Genomic DNA, 17755 nt, shown 5'->3' with positions numbered 1-17755 from the left:
CCTGCATCCAGCTTCCAACTTAGAAGAACAATGAAGAAGCTAGAAAAATCAAAACTACAAGGAAACAAAACCATACAAATCAGCGGTTCGAAAAGTATTTCGAATCGTTTGTTGATTTTAGAAAGTTTGTTTAAAAACATAAAAATCGGGAATTTGTCGAATTCTCAGGACACCCAATTGCTGAAAAAGGCACTTTCGGAAGAAACTGAAACGGTAGACATCCATCATGCGGGAACGGCGATGCGTTTTCTAACTTCGTATTATTCCATTCAGGATGGAAAAACGACGATTCTGACAGGTTCCAAAAGGATGCAAGAAAGACCGATCAAAAATCTGGTAACGGCTTTACAAAATCTTGGCGTTGAAATCGAATATTTAGAAAATGAAGGTTTTCCGCCTTTGAAAATTACAGGTAGAAAAATTACCGAGACTAAAGTTGATGTTCCCGCAAATATTTCAAGTCAGTTTATCACTTCCCTCCTATTGATTGCGGGAAAATTAGAAAATGGTCTGGAAATCAACTTAGTGGGTGAAGTAACTTCAAGGTCTTATATTGAAATGACTTTGGATATTTTAACCAAATTCGGAATTAAAAACAGCTTCGTTGGCAATACGATTAAAGTAGAATCAACAATCAACCAAGAATTATCACCCGTCAACTACGAAGTAGAAAGCGATTGGAGTTCGGCTTCTTATTTCTATTCTTTTGCGGCGTTGGGAAGAGAGACAATTTATTTGAAAAGTTTTTACAAAGAATCTACACAGGGAGATTCGGCGATTGCAGAAATTTACGAGAAGTTTTTCGGAATTAAAACAACTTTCACGGAAGAAGAGCATCAATTAAAGCTTCAACCTATTGAAAATTTCCAGTTTCCTAAAAAGATCGTTTTGGATATGAACAATTGTCCGGATATCGCACAAACGCTTTGTGTAACAGCCGCAGGTTTGAAAATACCTTTTGAAATTTCAGGATTGGGAACGTTGAGAGTAAAAGAAACCGACCGATTGCTGGCTTTACATAACGAACTGAAAAAACTGGGTACAGAAACAGAATTTACGGATTTAACGATAAAATCAATCAGCTTTGGTGAACCACAGGAAAATATCTCCATCGCAACCTATCAGGATCACAGAATGGCAATGAGTTTTGCTCCATTTTGTCTGATGAAAGAATTGCATATTGAAGAAGAAGATGTAGTGGAAAAGTCATACCCAATGTTTTGGGAAGACCTGAAGATTATTTTAAATGAAAATTAAATGAAAAAGCTTCTTCTCATCATATATCTTTTAATTTCTTTGACATTTCGGGCGCAGCATCTTTTACCGAATGAAGAAGTCATCTATTCATTTGAAACCAAAAATGGAAAGAAAATGACTTTGGTAAAAGATAAAAACAATAAATACATTCAGTATCGTTTTGGAACTAAAAACAAAATTGAAATGGAATTTCCAAAAGAAAGAAATAAAGAAAGCTGGAAGCAGTTTACATACAATTCTTATCATAGAGGCGGAGGAAAACAGAACGCAGGAATGGATCTTAATTATTTATTATTTAAAAATAACAATTATAAATATCAAATCTTCAGAACCTATCATGCAGAAGATGAATCATTTTCTACTGGAATTACAATAACAGATACTAATGGTAAAGAAATTGAGATTACGGGACTTTACAAAACTCAAAAAGGCTGTATGTGTTATTTGGAAGATACAGAAGTAAAAAAGGAAGATTTCGGGTTATAATTACTAAAAAAATAATCTCTTTCTTAATCATTTTACCAATATCAATTCTTAATACTCAAGAATTGGAAAACTTTATAATTCTAAAGGTTATACTAAATTTGTAAAAACAAACATGATTGAAAGAGAGGATATTGGCTTAACATTTTAAACTTAAAAAATTGAATAAAACTATAATCATCACCGGAACCTCATCAGGAATTGGTTTCGTATTAGCAGAATATTTCGGGAAGAAAGGTCATAAAGTCTATGGCCTGAGCAGAAAGCACACCGAAAGTCAGTATTTCAAATCTATTCCGACCGATGTTACGGATAATGATGCCGTGCAGAATGCGATTGCGGAAGTTCTGAAAACAGAAAACAGGATTGATGTCCTGATCAACAATGCCGGAATGGGAATGGTAGGAGCTGTAGAAGATTCTTCGAAAGAGGATATTTTAAAATTATTTAATCTAAATCTTGTCGGAGCCGTTCAGATGATGAGTGCGGTAATGCCGAAAATGCGAGAAAACAAGTTTGGACAAATCATCAATGTTTCCAGTATCGGAAGTGAAATGGGACTGCCTTTCCGTGGATTTTATTCGGCTTCAAAATCAGCTTTAGACAAAGTTACTGAAGCGATGAGATACGAAGTTTACCCTTGGAATGTGAATGTCTGTTCGTTGCATTTAGGTGATATCAAAACGAATATCGCCGAAAACCGGGTGCGAACAAAAGTTTCAGAACCGTATAAAAATGTCTTTGATAAAGTTTATGCTTTGATGAATTCTCACGTGGGCGACGGAACGGAACCTTTGGAAGTGGCTGAATATATTGATGTGCTTTTAAGCAAAAATAAATGGAAAGCTCATTATTATTTTGGTAAATTCGGGCAGAAAATCGGAGTTCCTTTGAAATGGATTCTTCCGCAGGGGACCTATGAGAATTTGATGAAGAAGTATAATAAACTGGCGTAGTTTCAGTTATTAAAACAAATTTTATTTTAAAAATTAAATATATTTTTAAACCATTAAAATATATTTCAAGAATTTAAGATGATTAAGAGAGATTTTATTCTCACTCCGATTAAAATCAGAATGATTAATCTTAATGGTTAAATAAATTTAGCATTGAAGTTATTTCTAAAAATATTTTTTGTATTGTTTTGCGTTTTTGTAAAGGCGCAGAAGAAACATTATTTCCTCATCGACTCAGAAACTAAAGTCAAAAAGAAGGTAAAAGATTCTGCTTCGGCTGTAAAATTTCTGGATTCATTAGCCCAAAACAACTATTTTTTCACCCAACTGAAAGAGGTAAAGAAAAAAGGGGACAGCACAGAAATTATTTTTGATAAAGGAAAAAACTTCAACGAGACTTACGTTAATCTTTCGGATTCTATTTCTCAGAAAACTAAAATACAGAAAGAGTTTTTCACTAAAAATCTAGATTCAACAAAAAAAAGCATCAATAAAACCTATATTGACGACGGTTTTGCTTTCAGCAGAATAAAATCTAAATATAAAGGGCAGAAAAACGGTTATCCCATTGTTGAGCTTGATATTAATAAAAACGATAAACGAACGATCAATAATTTTGTAGTGAAAGGCTACACCAGCGTTCCCAAAAGGTTTATTAAAAATCTCGAGAAAGAATTCAAAGGAAAAACCTATGACGATAAAAACCTGATTGCAATTAATAAAAGTTTTCAAAGCCATCAGTTCGTAAGTCTTGAACGTCCTCCGCAGACTTTATTTACTAAAGATTCCACGAGTATTTATCTCTTTATGGAAAAGAAAAAGACCAACAGCTTCGACGGGGTAATTGGTTTTGGAAATGATAAAACGGATAAATTTACCTTAAACGGAACCCTGAATGTTAATTTCAGGAATATTTTCAACGGCTTTGAGTTGATTAACCTGTATTGGCAGAGAAACCCTGATAAAGGTCAGAATTTCGACCTTCAGACGGATATTCCTTATCTGTTTAAATCCAATGTCGGCTTAAATATGAAAGTGAATATTTTCCGTCAGGATTCTACTTTTGCCAATGTGAAGGCACTTCCTGCGTTTTATTATCACATTAATTCCAGAAATAAAATAGGGCTTAGAGGAACTTTTGAAAGCTCCAGCATTATCGATACACTGTACGTTCAGGGAAAAGATTATAATAAAAAAGGGATCGGGATCTGGTTTGAAATGGTAGAACCTACCGACATCGACCTGTTCCTTTACAAAACAAAAATAAATGGCGGCTATGATTATCTGACGACGACGTATACCAAAGACAACATCAGATCCCCGCAAAATCAGTTTTACTTTTTCGGGGAACATAATTATCACATCAACGGAAATCATTTCCTCAACATTAAAGCGGAAGGTGCCATGATGGATTCCAAGATTGAGTTTTCTGCCAACGAATTGTATCGTTTCGGAGGATGGAATTCCATGCGGGGATTCAATGAAAGTTCCCTCGCCGCCGACTTCTATTACTACGGAAGTTTAGAATACCGGTACCTCATTGGAAATCAGGCGTTTTTTGATGTTTTCGGGCAATACGGGCAGCTCAACAATAAGTCCCTAAATGTGAAACCCAAACTGTATAGTGTCGGACTCGGTTTCAATTTCTTTATTCCGATCGGTTTGATGAGTTTCCAGCTCTCGAACGGTAATGAATTCGGAAATCCTTTTAAGTTTAATGACATCAAAATCCATTGGGGAATATTGAGTAGATTTTAACGGAAAGTACTTTTATACCTATATAAATAATACTATTAAAAAAAGCAAAAAATTTCTGATACTACCACAATTTCAGATTTTATCATTGTATTAATTTTTATTATTGTCTCATATTGAAATCATATATTTATTGTAATATCAGCTTAAAATTCAGGTAACAGTACCTCGCTAAATTTGCCTTCAAAAAAATGAAGAAAACGTTAGCTACGTGTGCTGTATTTTTACTTCCTCTTTATCTTTCCGCTCAGGAAACTCATATTACCGGAAATGTGAAATCCGAAAACGGTACTTCCCTATCCGGAGTAAACGTTACCGATAAAAATACCGGAAAATCTGCCACAACAGATGAAAACGGAAATTTTACCATTTCTGCAAATCCAAAGGATATTTTGGAATTTTTCTCTCCGGATTTTTCTGCCTACCTCATTGAGGTTTCAAATAAAAGAAACTACACTATTGTTCTGAAAAAAGTCAATGAAAAACAAATTGACGGAGTGGTGATCACAGCATTAGGGATCGCCAAAAAGAAAGAAAAGATAGGATATTCCACTCAGGAGGTAGGAACCAAACAATTTGAAACCATTACCACACCGAGTATCGGAAATTTATTCTCCGGACAAGTGGCAGGTTTAAATGTATCAAACCCTACAGGAATGCAGCAGGCTCCGGAATTTACATTAAGAGGAAACTCGAATCTGGTTTTTGTCATCGACGGGGTGATTGTAGAAAAAACAGTTTTCCAGAACTTAGATCCAAATAATATCGACAATATCAACGTGTTGAAAGGAGCCACTGCCTCTGCTCTTTATGGTTCGAGAGGAAGGTTCGGAGCTGTTTTGATTACTACTAAAAGCGCTAAAAAGAAAGGTTTTACAGTCGAGTTTTCTCAAAATACAATGGTAACGGCAGGATTTACCAACCTTCCCAAAACACAGACAGAGTACGGAAACGGTTCGCATGGAAAGTATGAATTCTGGGACGGGGCAGACGGTGGAGTAAACGATGGAGACATGATTTGGGGGCCTAAATTTGTTCCCGGATTAAAGATTGCGCAATGGAACAGCCCGATCAGAGATAAGCAGACGGGAGAAGTTATCCCTTGGTACGGAGGTGTTGCCGGAAGCCAGTACAATGACAAATCGAGATATGAAAGAGTTCCGATCGACTGGAAATATCATGATAACCTTGATATTTTTCTGAAACCTGCGGTCATCAACAATAATAATTTTGCGATAAGTTATAAAAACAATAAAGACGTTTACAGGCTTTCCGGGAATTTTATGAATTATGATGATCGGGTTCCTGAATCGTATTTACAACGTTACGGAGTGAACTTTTCTTCCGAAAATCATATCGGAGAAAAATTGATTTTTGATACGAAGTTTAATTTTAATCAGACTTTCACTCCCAATATTCCCAACTACGATTACAACCCAAGCGGGCACATGTATACGATTCTGATCTGGATGGGAGGCGATGTAGACGGAAGAGATCTTAAAAACCACCTTTGGATCCCGGGGCAGGAAGGCAAAGCACAGGCAAACTGGAACTACGCATGGTATAATAATCCGTGGTTCGGAGCCGAATATTATAAGAATAAAAACAGAACCAATGTCATCAATGTGCAAACCGGTTTAGAATATAAAGCGACAAAAGATTTTTCGGTAAAAGGAAAAATTTCATTGGTTGAAAATCACAATAAGCAGGAAATTTTAAGTCCCTATTCTTATTTCAACTACAGTGCTCCGAGAAGCGGAGGATATATTTTGAACGATACCAAAACCTGGAACCTTAACTACGATGTATTAGCAACGTATAAAAAGAAAATTTCGGAAAACTTTGATTTCACCATCAATGCCGGAGGTTCGGCTTTTTATTATAAAAATGATGTTGATAATGCTTCAACGGATGGTTTGAAAATTCCGGAACTGTATACATTGGAAAATTCCAACGGAGCGGTAAAGTATTATGATTATCTAAAAGAAAAGCTTATTTACAGTGCCTACACAACGATTGATATTGGTTTGTACAATGCCTTTTTCTTAAACGTTTCAGGGCGTAACGACTGGTCTTCTACCTTACCGAAAGCCAACAGATCATACTTCTACCCTTCTGCCTCATTAAGTGCCGTAGTTTCGAATCTGGTTACAATGCCTGAAGCTATAAGCTTATTAAAATTATCTGCTTCCTGGGCAAAAGTAGCATATGATTTCCAGCCTTATTCGATAAGGAATTATTATGTTAACAATAACGGAATTACCTTCAACGGAAACCCTACCTATTATTACCCGACTACTTTAAATGTTGAAAATTCATTAAAGCCGGAACAGACAAAATCGTATGAATTAGGTTTAAGCGCAGGTTTATTCAACAATAGAATCACTTTAGATGCTACCTATTTCAGAACATTGGATTACAACAATATTCTTCAGTTCCCGACAGCACAATCTTCAGGCTTTACTTCTCAATACGTTAACGGAAACAAATATACAACGAAAGGTCTTGAAATTTCATTAGGTTTAACACCCATTAAAACTGCCAACTTTTCCTGGAAATCTTTGATCAACTGGAGTACTTACGAACAGAAACTGACTTCCATTTACAATAATATGCCGAATTATAACAATATTAAATTAGGTGAAAGAATGGACAGCTATTACGATTATACATGGCAAAAATCTCCGGACGGAAAAGTGATCCTGAATGCCAATACCGGTATGCCGACAAGAGCTACAACGCCCACAAATCTGGGACATTTTAATCCCGACTGGACGTTTGGTTTCAGCAACACCTTTAAATATAAAAAATTCACTCTTAATATCGGAATCGACGGAAGCATTGGAGGCGTGATGAGATCGCAGGTGGTAGAAAAAATGTGGTGGGGAGGTAAACATCCGAACTCTACACAGTTCAGAGATCTTGAATATGCGAATCCGGGGACTTATTATTTCGTACCAGATGGTGTGAATTATAACGCTGCAACCGGAACTTACACTCCACACACCAAGGCTATCAGCTTCCAGGATTGGGCACAGAACTATCCTTATCAGGCGAGAGTGACGGAAGATGAAAGCGAATTATTTGCCAACGTGTTCGACAGAACTTTCGTAAAACTGAGATCTGTAATTCTTGAATATGATTTCTCTTATCTGCTGAATCCAAAAGGATTTGTGAAAAACTTCACGGTAAATGTTTCAGGATACAATCTTGCAATGTGGAAAAAATCTAAAAACCTGTATTCGGATCCGGATTACAAAGTTGGAACTTCAAATGATATTCAGGATCCTTCCAGCAGATGGGTCGGAGTTGGGTTTAATCTTAAATTTTAATTAAAACGTCTAAATCAAAATGAAAAATATTATAAAATCAATTTTTGTTGTCGGATTATTAGCTTTGACTTCTTGTGAATCAAACCTTGATAAGATTAACGAAAATCCAAATGATCAGGCAAGTGTAGATCCAAAATTTTTGCTGACATATGTTTCATCCAATGCTTTTCAGGTAAACGGTGACAATATGTATGCTTCAAGAATGATGATCGGAACCGACGGGGAAAACACCTACCAGTATATGAAATGGAGCGACGCTTCGTTTGACGTATACACCAAAGGTCTTTTGAATACCGTAAAAATGATGCAGGAAGCAGAAAAGATCAACAATAAAAATTATCAGGCGATTGGGAAATTTTACAGAGCCTATTATTTCTTTAATTTAAGCTTAAGGTTCGGCAGTATTCCCTACACGGAAGCGGTAAAAGGAGAATCACAAATCACTCAGCCGAAATATGATTCTCAGGAAACAGTGATGGCAGGAATTTTAACGGAATTAAAAGAAGCCAATGATTTAATTAATTCCAACGATAAAATTGAAGGTGACATCGTCTATAACGGAGATGCCACCAAATGGAAAAAGTTAATCAATTCTTTCCGTCTGAAAATTTTAATGACGATGTCTAAAAAAACAACTCTCGGAAGTTACAATGTCGCTACAGAATTCGCTTCTATCGCGGGAAGCCAGTCTTTAATGACTTCTGTTACAGACAACGGTGAACTGAAATTTGCAGATGCCGCCGACAGTAGATACACGATGTTCAACAACAGTGGGTACGGTTCCAGTTTATATATGGCAAATTATTTTATTGATTTGTTTAAAGCAAGACAGGATCCGCGTTTGTTTACATTCGCAGCGCAGACAACCGGAGCAAAAGAAGCCGGAAAACCGATTACCGATTTCACGGGTTACAACGGAGGAAATCCTACTTCTCCGTATTCTGACAACGCAGCTTTGATTACCGCAAAAAATATCTCTAAGGTCAACGACCGTTTTTACAAGGATGCGACCAACGAACCTTCATCCATTTTAAGCTATTCGGAATTGGAATTTATTTTGGCTGAAGCTACAGCAAGAGGCTGGATTTCCGGATCGGCAAAAACACATTATGATAACGCGATCAAGGCAAGCTTCACATTTTATCAAACCTATGTTAAAAATTCAAATCAATATTTTGCAGGATTTGATGTGAATAATTATCTGGCAACCCCATTGGTTATCTACGATAACAGCGCGACATTACCGACTCAGTTAGAAAAAATCATGACCCAAAAGTACATGACGATGTTTCACCAGGCACAATGGACTTCCTACTACGATTATCTAAGAACCGGTTTCCCGAATTATCCTTTACAGACAGGAGTTTCGGCACCTTTCAGATTCAGATATCCACAGTCGGAGTACAATTATAACAGTGCTAATCTTCAGGCTGCTTTGGCTGCACAATACGGAGGAAATGACAATATCAATTCTAAACCTTGGTGGTTACAGTAAAACGTTGAACTTTGTTTAAAATTTTATACATATTTTCAAACATTAAGAAATTAAGATTTGAAATAACTCCTGCTTAAAAAGCTTAAGAAAATCAATTTATTGACTTAATTCTTAGCAATATAAAATTTCTTAAATCCTTCATGTTTAAATAGAAAATAAACTTCGCTTATTAAGATTAAAAAAATTGAGATTATAATTTTTAAACAGAGAATAAATAATTTTAATATTAAATAAAAGAAATCGCAAGGAAAAACCTCTTAACTTGCGGTTTCTTTCTATTACCATTCAATATGAACAGAAGAGAATTTTTAGAAAAATCGAGCCTTTTACTGGCTGGTTTGGGAACTTCGAGTATTTTACACCCAGCAATTTTAAAGGCCTTGGAGATTGAACCTGCCGCTCTGTCCACCTTTTATGATGCGGAACATGTGGTTATTTTAATGCAGGAAAACCGGTCTTTCGATCATGCTTTCGGAGCGCTGAAAGGGGTGAGAGGATTTTTAGATCAAAGAACTTTTATCAAACAGGATGGTCATTCGGCATTCTTTCAGAAAAATGATGCCGGAAAATATGCCGCTCCTGCCCGTCTGGATTTGAGAAATACAAAATCTACCTGGATGAGCTCGCTTCCCCACTCTTGGGACAATCAGCAAAAAGCTTTGAATAAAGGAAAATATGACAAATGGTTACAATCGAAAGCTTCCGGAAACAAAGATTACAAGGATATTCCGTTGACGTTGGGCTATTACAATCGTGAGGATTTACCGTTTTATTATCAGCTGGCGGATGCATTTACGATTTTCGACCAATATTTTTGTTCGTCTTTAACAGGAACGACGCCCAATAGACTGTTTCATTGGTCGGGAACGTTGCGTGAACAGCAAAGCGGAAAAGTAAAAGCAAATGTTTACAACGAAAATATCGATTACGATAAAAACCATCAGGCAAGATGGAAAAGTTTTCCGGAGATTTTAGAAGAAAATAATATTTCATGGAAAATTTATCAGAACGAAATCAGTCTTCCGAAAGGAATGTCCGGCGAGCAGGAAGCCTGGCTGAGCAATTTCACAGACAATCCGATTGAATGGTTTTCAAATTTTAATGTAAAATTTTCGAAAGGATATTATCAGAACATTCCGAATATTATTTCTTATTTAAAAAAGGAAATTGAAAAAAATCCAAGCCAAAAAGAAAGACTGGAAGGAATGATTGCTGAATTAGAAGAAGACAAAATTAAATATCACCCGGATAATTACGCTAAACTTTCGCAGGAAGAAAAAAACCTTCACGAAAAAGCATTTACCACCAATTTCAACGATCCGGATTTTTGGAACTTAGAAATCGGACAAGATGAAACCGGTGAAAGACTGGTTGTTCCGAAAGGTGATGTTTTATTCCAATTCAGAAAAGATGTTGAGGATAAAAAATTGCCGTTGGTTTCCTGGCTGGTTGCCCCGGAACATTTTTCCGATCATCCCGGTTCGCCTTGGTACGGGGCCTGGTACATTTCTGAAGTATTAAATATTTTAACCAAAGATCCTGAAACATGGAAAAAAACAATCTTCATTATTAATTACGATGAAAATGATGGATATTTCGATCATGTTTTACCTTTCGCACCCCCGATGAATCCGAGTCAACCTGTTGATATCAACGGGAAAGACGGTGTAGAATACGTAAATAAGAACCAGGAATACATGCTGAAGGAAAAGCTGAAAGATCACGAGCGAATTGAAGGAACGGTTGGATTAGGTTTCAGGGTTCCGATGATTATCGCTTCTCCTTGGACAAAAGGCGGTTTTGTAAATTCTGAAGTTTCAGATCATACGTCTGTGTTGATGTTTTTAGAAAATTTTATTCACAAAAAATTCAATAAAGATGTGAAGGTTGAAAATATCAGCGATTGGAGAAGAGCAATTTGCGGAGACCTGACTTCAGCGTTTAATTCATCGAATGTAAAAATTCCTCAGATGGATTATTTAAATCAAAAAGATTACACAAAAACCATCAATGCAGCCAAAAATAAACCCATTCCTAATCTGAAATGGTATGCTGAAGAGGAATTGAATCACAATTTACTGGAAATTCAGGAGAGAGGTTTAAAACCATCGAATGCGCTTCCGTATAATTATCACGTGAATTTTGAAGAGGGAAAAATTAAAATGGTAAATCTCAAAGAAAGAGCCGTTCCGTTATTAATGTATGACAGAACCAATTTTGATAATGATAATTTCCATTTTTCTTATGCTTTATATTCCAAACAGCAATTGTCACACACCGTAAAAGCGGGAAAATATGATTATGAAGTTTTCGGTCCGAATGGTTTTTACAGAAATTTCAAAGGAGATCAGGTTCCTCAGGTAAAAGTCTCGTTAATGAACGGTCTTTCGGCAAATGAATTAAAATTAATGATCACAAACGATTCTGCCAGCAATGCTTATTTTATTATTGAAGATCTGTATAAAAATACGCAAAAGAAAATCTCCATACAGCAAAACAAAACCGAAGTTCAGATTGATATAGAGAAAACAAAAGGCTGGTACGATCTTAGAATAAAATCCGGGAATAATATCTGGTATTTTGCCGGAAGAACAGAAACCGGAAAAACATCTGTTTCAGACCCGCATTGGGCATAAAAATATACAAACTGCTATTTAAAGTCTTATACATTATGTATGAGACTTTTTATTTCTATGCTCCGGATCATAAATTATCTGCTGTTTCCTTCGTATTATTCGGAATAAATTAAATGTATTTAATATATTGATAACGAAACAATAAGTATAAAAAATTATTGTTAAAAATATTTCATACTTTGTTGAATTTTATTAACTTCACGCTACTTAATATACCACCATGAAAAAATTTAATTCAATTTTAACATTGTCCTTAATTGCATTTGCTTCGGCGAATCTGTATGCGCAAGACACGAACACAGACAATCATACAATAACGATTTCTGTACCGGAGGTAGCCTTGGTAGACATTGAACCTGCCGCTACAAAAAACATCACACTAGGATTTACAGCACCTACTGAAGCAGGTAACCCGGTTGTTGCAGATGCAGCCAATAACACGCTTTGGCTTAATTATTCTTCTATTAAGTCTGTTGCTGATCCCACTCGTAACGTATCTGTAAAATTAAATGCTATTATTCCCGGAGTTGATATCCGTGTAACTGCAGCGGCGGCTACAGGAGCCGGAGGAGGAACATTAGGAACTCCCGCAGCTCAGCTTACACTGAGTGCTGCAGACCAGACTATTATCTCGGGAATAGGAAGTGCTTATACAGGCAATGGTGCTAATAACGGTCATAACCTGACGTATTCATTGGCTCCGGGAAGTGGTCCTGGTGGAGTTGCAGTTTATGCAGATCTACAGGCAACTGCTACCACTGTTGCAACAGTTACTTACACTATTTCGGACAATTAACCTGTCCTAAATTCCATCTTATACAAGCAAGAAGAAATTGTCATCTTTTTCTTCTTGGTCTTGTATTATCAACGTATCAAACACTAAACTTTACATCCTTATGCTAAAGCGGATTCTTTTATTGGCAATTTTTATTCTTCAGTTATCTTTTTTAAAAGCGAGTATTGTAGTTCTGAACGGGCTTTCCCATAGTTATCAGGTAGAACATGGAAAAGTATACAAAGGAAAGATTGAAATAGAAAATACAGGCCAACAGTCACAAAGCGTAAAACTTTTTCTCCAGGACTACAGTTATAATGCAGACGGCACCACCAACTATACAGCCCCTCATACCAATCGCAAAACCAATAGCGACTGGATTAAAATGAACACCAATCTGGTTACTTTAAAAGGGAAAGAAAAAACGGAAATCCATTATGAAATTCTTGTTCCTGATAAGATTGCCGAACCGGGAAGCTATTGGAGTGTAATTATGGTAGAACCGGTAGAAGAAATAAAGCCTGACAATAATAAACAGGGCGTAAATATTACTTCAATTATCCGTTATGCCATTCAGGTGATTACAGATATAGATTCGGAAAATGCAAAACCGGATCTGAAGTTTGAAGGCGTAAAAATCGAAAAAGAGGAAGGAAGGCAGATTGTAAAAGTTGCTATGGCCAATAAAGGAAATCTTTATTGCAAACCAACGATAAACGTTGAAATTTATAACAAAAAAAACGGACAAAAGCTGGGGAGTTTCTCTAGTCTTGCGTCGGGATTATTACCACAAACCTCAAAATCTTTCCATATTGATATCAGCGGTATAGCTCCGGACAGCTACAATGCAGTACTGATTGCTACGGATGAAAATGAGAATGCATTCGCCCTCAATGTGGAACTAGACGTAAAGAATGATTAAAAACTGTGCTTTATATCTATTTATTTTATTTCCGGTATTCATTTTTGCTCAGAAAAAAAATTTTGTAAGCAAAAAAGATAGTCTGCTGCCGGGAGTTACTACTTCTATTTCTTTTACGCTGGAAAATCAGGCTTCCGAAAACAAAATCTACGATATTACAATTGAGACTTCAAATTCTCATATTGCCCCTATCTTACAACATGGAGAATTAAAAATCTCCGCCAACGGAAATAGCGTCTACATTGTTCCTTTAAAAATTGCCACCGAAACTCTACAGGGAAAATATTCTGTAATATTAACCGGAACAGAAAAAAATACCGGTGAAAAACTGATAAAAAAAACAGAGTTTTTTGTTGCCGGAAGCAGAAAACTTACAGTGAACCATCTTCATACTCCTGAATTTGTAAAAGCCGGAGAAACGATTACATCTACTTTTCTGTTAAAAAATAATGGGAATGTTTCTGAGAATTTGATTTTAGAAAGTAAAAACGCCATTATTGAAGAAGGTTCTTCATTAATTTTACCTCCGGGAGAAAGCAAGATCATTACCGTAAAAAAAACAACCAATTCCGATCTTGGTAAAAATGAATATCAAAACCTGAATCTTACGGTATATTCTGCAGATCATTTAAAAGAGAATCAAACTGCATATTCAAGTGTAAAAATCATTTCGATAAAGCCTGTTGAAGACGATATTTTCCACAGATTACCTGTGGCAACCTCAGTCAATTTTATTGGTATGGAAAACAGAGGCGATTATCAGGATGGTTTTCAGGGGGAGATTTACGGAAAAGGAAGTTTGGATAAAGACAATAAAGGCCAGTTGGAATTCCATGCTATTACAAAAAATCCTGTGGAATTCAATTCTTTTACCCAATATGAAGAATATTTTGTGAACTACAGACGAGACAATTTATATATTCATCTCGGAGACAAAAATTATTCGTCTTCCTTTCTTACGGAATATGCCAGATATGGCCGTGGTGCTGAAGTCCGTTTTGATTTCAAAACAGTAAGCTTTGGTGGTTTCTATAATCATCCAAGATTTTTTAAAGATATTAAAGATGAATTTAACATCTTTTCGAAAGTTAAAATAGCCAAAGAATCTGAGATTACTGCCGGATATTTATACAAAATTCCCAGAAAAGAAGATTTCGGATTAAGCTATTCTAATATCAGGCTGATCTCTAATGCACATCTGCCGTATGTTACAGGAAAATTTAAACTGACCGATCAAATAGAAGTTTCCGGAGAAACATCCTACAGCAAAACCAAAGAACATGATGGAACGGCTTATATGATCCAGACTGCGGCAAATTTCGAAAAACTGACCGCAAATCTGATGTATATGAAAACAAGCCCGCATTACGCAGGATATTTTAATAATACTGAAAATTTTAACGGAAATGTTCAATATAGCCTTTCAAAAAAAATCAGTTTACTGGCAAATTTCGTCCAGGATGCCAAAAATTTCCAACGGGATACCTTACTGTATGCAGCTCCCTATCGGAAATTCCTGCAATACGGAATTCAATACCGTTATCTGAAGAATGGAAATATTCAACTTTACGGAGGCTACCAAAGATATGAAGACCGTTTGCTGCCGAAAGAATTTGATTATAAAGAAAACTTTTTGAGATTTACTATCGATCAGCAGTTGGGTATCTTTAATGTCAATGTACAAGGTCAGTTCGGGAAAACCAACAATTATCTGACCGGATTTTCAGGAAACACGAGTTTTTATACGGCAAATATCAACTTTATAAAATTCAATACTTCCTTTAATATTTATGGAAGCTACGCTCTTACATCGCGCTACGAACTGCAGAAACAGGAGCAAATCTATTATGGTGCACGTATCTTAAGCAGACTTTCGGATAAGACGAGTTTCAGCATATTTTATCAAAACAATTATATTCCTGAAGATTATTACCGAGACAGAAATCTCTTTGAAATATTATTTCATCAACAGATTTTTCCGGGACATGAATTTGATCTTTCAGGAAGATATTCCCTACAGCGTGGAGAATTGGGAAATAAAGATTTTATATTCTCCCTGAGATATACTTTTCGTATGAATGTTCCGACGCAAAAAATTGCAGATTACACAACACTTTCCGGAAATATAGAAAATCTCGGGGTAAGAAAAGTTGAAGGCATCAGACTGTTGTTGGGAAGCCATCTATCCATAACAGATAAAAATGGCAATTATATTTTTAAAAATATTATCCCCGGAGATTATGTTTTAGAAATTGACAGATCGAGTACAGATATTAATGACATCTCTACTGTAAATATTCCTGCTTCATTAGCTTTAACCCATAAAGAGAATATTTTTAATTTTGGGATGACAGGTGCCGCAACGGTTCAGGGAAATATTCAATTTACGGAGGCAGACAATCAGGTAAACTTCGCACAATATCCTATCAAAAAAGATAAGAAAAGAAATGATAATATTATTGTTGAAGTTTCAAGTGACGACCTTATTTTTAGAAAGATGGCAGTAATTGGTGAAAGTTTTGACTTCACTTATCTCCGCCCCGGCGACTGGAAATTAAAAGTATACAGAAACGGACTAGACAAAAGATTTAAAATACCGATCGATACCCAGCAGTTTACCCTGAAAGCTTCTGAAAAGAAAAAAATTACAATTAATGTAATCAAGCAAAAAACAGAAGTGAAGTATCAACAGGAAAATATAAAAGTAAGCTATAACGACGCAAGAAGAAGATGATGAGTTTTATAAAATTTAATATACTAACCTGTCTCATTTTATCCTGTGGTGTTTTTTCACAAACTTCAGGGAATGCTGATATTTCCTTAACATTACCTTCTGTTACTCTAATGGATGTCGAACCTTCCGGAACAATTGCTATGAATTATACGGCCCCTACAGAAGCAGGAAATCCGGTAACCACTCCGGCAGCAAATACGACCAAATGGATTAATTATACATCAGCTTATCCTACCACCGGAGTCAGCCGCAGAATAACAGCTTCTATTAATCCTGTTATTCCCGGGATTGATATAAGGATACAGGCTTTAGCCGCATCTGGCGGTGGCGGAACTTTGGGAACACCAACAGCACAAATTACTTTAGGAACAACAGCACAAAACATTATCACCGGAATCGGCAGAAGTTTTACCGGAAATGGGAATACCAATGGACATCGATTAACCATTACTCTTACAACTAATACGTATGCTAATATAACAGCCCGAAATTCGACTCCTGTTATAATAACCTACACTATCACCGAATAAAGTAAAAAAAAAATGAATTTCCACAATATTATTACCCAGCTAAAAATATTTACAGTAAAAAGTATTTTGGTTGTTATTTTTACAATCAGTTATCATTTGCTGGCTCAAACCCGTTCCATTACCGTAACAGGAACCTGGGCACCCACAATTCCCGCCATTACTGAAGCAGGAAATAATTATCTCGGAACCTATGAAAGTGCAACAAACCAAGTTCTAATAACGGCTGCCGTACCTGCACTTTCAACATCAAAAATTTCTGTTCATTACCTACAAAACCCAACCTGGAATTCATCTCTCATTCTTTCCGTTAAAAGAACGGGAACCGGCGGTAGCCTTTGTATCGGATGCAGCATGACCGGGGGAAATACAGCCTATATCCCTGTCCCACTAAGTACGTCTGTTGATTTTTTTTCAATTATCTCCGGTGTATCGCTTTCAACATTTTCAAACATTCCTATACAAATACAATTATCAGGAGTTTCTGTAACCATTCCTTCCGGAAATTATAATAGCCGTTTAGTTTTTACAATTGGCCCATAAAAATAAAACTATTTTCAGGAGCTAAATCCCGCTTTCTGCTATATCTTTTTTGCCATTTCAAAATCCTTGCAAAAAAGGATGTCGCGGCAATCGGGGCTAGGTTTAAGTCATAATTATTAGCATCTGTTGTCATCATGAACGCTTCTAGCAATAGGCGATAGGCAATAGGCAATAGGCAATAGGCAAAGCTAACTCTTTGAGTTTTAAGCCTGGATTTCTTTGAGTTTCAAACAAAAAAAAAGTCCCACAGAATAATCTATGAGACTTTTAATAAAAACTGGCGGCGACCTACTCTCCCGCGTTAGCAGTACCATCGGCGCTGGTGGGCTTAACTTCTGTG

The 17755-nt window shown here is 36.2% G+C and carries 12 protein-coding genes; all 12 read left to right on the top strand.

Translation table 11 applies throughout. The annotated features are described in order from the left end of the window. Nucleotides 1–30: 30 nt before the first annotated feature. Nucleotides 31–1257: a 3-phosphoshikimate 1-carboxyvinyltransferase gene (locus BUA89_RS18090; protein ID WP_072961760.1), complete on the top strand. Its 1227-nt coding sequence runs from the start codon at nucleotides 31–33 to the stop codon at nucleotides 1255–1257. Next, complete coding sequence (locus BUA89_RS18085) at nucleotides 1258–1743, top strand: hypothetical protein (protein ID WP_072961758.1); 486 nt, start codon at nucleotides 1258–1260, stop codon at nucleotides 1741–1743. A 158-nt stretch (nucleotides 1744–1901) separates the two neighbouring features. Continuing rightward, the gene (locus BUA89_RS18080; protein ID WP_072961755.1) at nucleotides 1902–2696 is read left to right on the top strand and encodes an SDR family oxidoreductase; all 795 of its coding nucleotides are present in this window, start codon (nucleotides 1902–1904) and stop codon (nucleotides 2694–2696) included. 153 nt (nucleotides 2697–2849) lie between these two features. Continuing rightward, nucleotides 2850–4454: a BamA/TamA family outer membrane protein gene (locus BUA89_RS18075; protein ID WP_072961750.1), complete on the top strand. Its 1605-nt coding sequence runs from the start codon at nucleotides 2850–2852 to the stop codon at nucleotides 4452–4454. A 188-nt stretch (nucleotides 4455–4642) separates the two neighbouring features. Continuing rightward, entirely contained in the window at nucleotides 4643–7783 is a 3141-nt protein-coding gene (locus tag BUA89_RS18070) for a SusC/RagA family TonB-linked outer membrane protein (RefSeq protein ID WP_072961747.1), read from the top strand. A 19-nt stretch (nucleotides 7784–7802) separates the two neighbouring features. Next, on the top strand, nucleotides 7803–9278 hold the full coding sequence (locus BUA89_RS18065) for a SusD/RagB family nutrient-binding outer membrane lipoprotein (protein WP_072961744.1): 1476 nt from the start codon (nucleotides 7803–7805) through the stop codon (nucleotides 9276–9278). Between the two features lie 290 nt (nucleotides 9279–9568). After that, nucleotides 9569–11914: a phosphocholine-specific phospholipase C gene (locus BUA89_RS18060; protein WP_072961740.1), complete on the top strand. Its 2346-nt coding sequence runs from the start codon at nucleotides 9569–9571 to the stop codon at nucleotides 11912–11914. Nucleotides 11915–12134: 220 nt separating this feature from the next. Next, nucleotides 12135–12710 carry a hypothetical protein gene (locus BUA89_RS18055; protein ID WP_072961737.1) on the top strand — a complete coding sequence of 192 codons (576 nt, stop codon included), beginning with the start codon at nucleotides 12135–12137 and terminating at the stop codon, nucleotides 12708–12710. A 100-nt stretch (nucleotides 12711–12810) separates the two neighbouring features. Further along, nucleotides 12811–13611 carry a WxL protein host-binding domain-containing protein gene (locus BUA89_RS18050; protein ID WP_072961734.1) on the top strand — a complete coding sequence of 267 codons (801 nt, stop codon included), beginning with the start codon at nucleotides 12811–12813 and terminating at the stop codon, nucleotides 13609–13611. Then, the gene (locus BUA89_RS18045) at nucleotides 13604–16345 is read left to right on the top strand and encodes a COG1470 family protein (RefSeq protein ID WP_072961732.1); all 2742 of its coding nucleotides are present in this window, start codon (nucleotides 13604–13606) and stop codon (nucleotides 16343–16345) included. The genes BUA89_RS18050 and BUA89_RS18045 overlap by 8 nt, the downstream gene beginning before the upstream one ends. Next, complete coding sequence (locus BUA89_RS18040) at nucleotides 16342–16875, top strand: hypothetical protein (RefSeq protein WP_228420620.1); 534 nt, start codon at nucleotides 16342–16344, stop codon at nucleotides 16873–16875. The genes BUA89_RS18045 and BUA89_RS18040 overlap by 4 nt, the downstream gene beginning before the upstream one ends. 12 nt (nucleotides 16876–16887) lie before the next feature. After that, nucleotides 16888–17415, top strand: coding sequence for a hypothetical protein (locus BUA89_RS18035; protein ID WP_083531735.1), 528 nt, complete (start codon nucleotides 16888–16890; stop codon nucleotides 17413–17415). Nucleotides 17416–17755: the final 340 nt, after the last annotated feature.

Origin of the sequence: Chryseobacterium arachidis (assembly GCF_900129245.1) — a bacterium.
GTDB lineage: Bacteria > Bacteroidota > Bacteroidia > Flavobacteriales > Weeksellaceae > Chryseobacterium > Chryseobacterium arachidis.
This window is presented reverse-complemented; position numbering and strand designations above follow the sequence as displayed.

Bases quoted from the DNA above. Each gene is read 5' to 3' on its own strand.
- BUA89_RS18045 (WP_072961732.1), top strand. From the start codon at position 13,604: ATGATTAAAAACTGTGCTTTATATCTATTTATTTTATTTCCGGTATTC.
- BUA89_RS18040 (WP_228420620.1), top strand. From the start codon at position 16,342: ATGATGAGTTTTATAAAATTTAATATACTAACCTGTCTCATTTTATCC.
- BUA89_RS18035 (WP_083531735.1), top strand. From the start codon at position 16,888: ATGAATTTCCACAATATTATTACCCAGCTAAAAATATTTACAGTAAAA.
- BUA89_RS18085 (WP_072961758.1), top strand. From the start codon at position 1,258: ATGAAAAAGCTTCTTCTCATCATATATCTTTTAATTTCTTTGACATTT.
- BUA89_RS18070 (WP_072961747.1), top strand. From the start codon at position 4,643: ATGAAGAAAACGTTAGCTACGTGTGCTGTATTTTTACTTCCTCTTTAT.
- BUA89_RS18065 (WP_072961744.1), top strand. From the start codon at position 7,803: ATGAAAAATATTATAAAATCAATTTTTGTTGTCGGATTATTAGCTTTG.
- BUA89_RS18055 (WP_072961737.1), top strand. From the start codon at position 12,135: ATGAAAAAATTTAATTCAATTTTAACATTGTCCTTAATTGCATTTGCT.
- BUA89_RS18060 (WP_072961740.1), top strand. From the start codon at position 9,569: ATGAACAGAAGAGAATTTTTAGAAAAATCGAGCCTTTTACTGGCTGGT.
- BUA89_RS18050 (WP_072961734.1), top strand. From the start codon at position 12,811: ATGCTAAAGCGGATTCTTTTATTGGCAATTTTTATTCTTCAGTTATCT.
- BUA89_RS18090 (WP_072961760.1), top strand. From the start codon at position 31: ATGAAGAAGCTAGAAAAATCAAAACTACAAGGAAACAAAACCATACAA.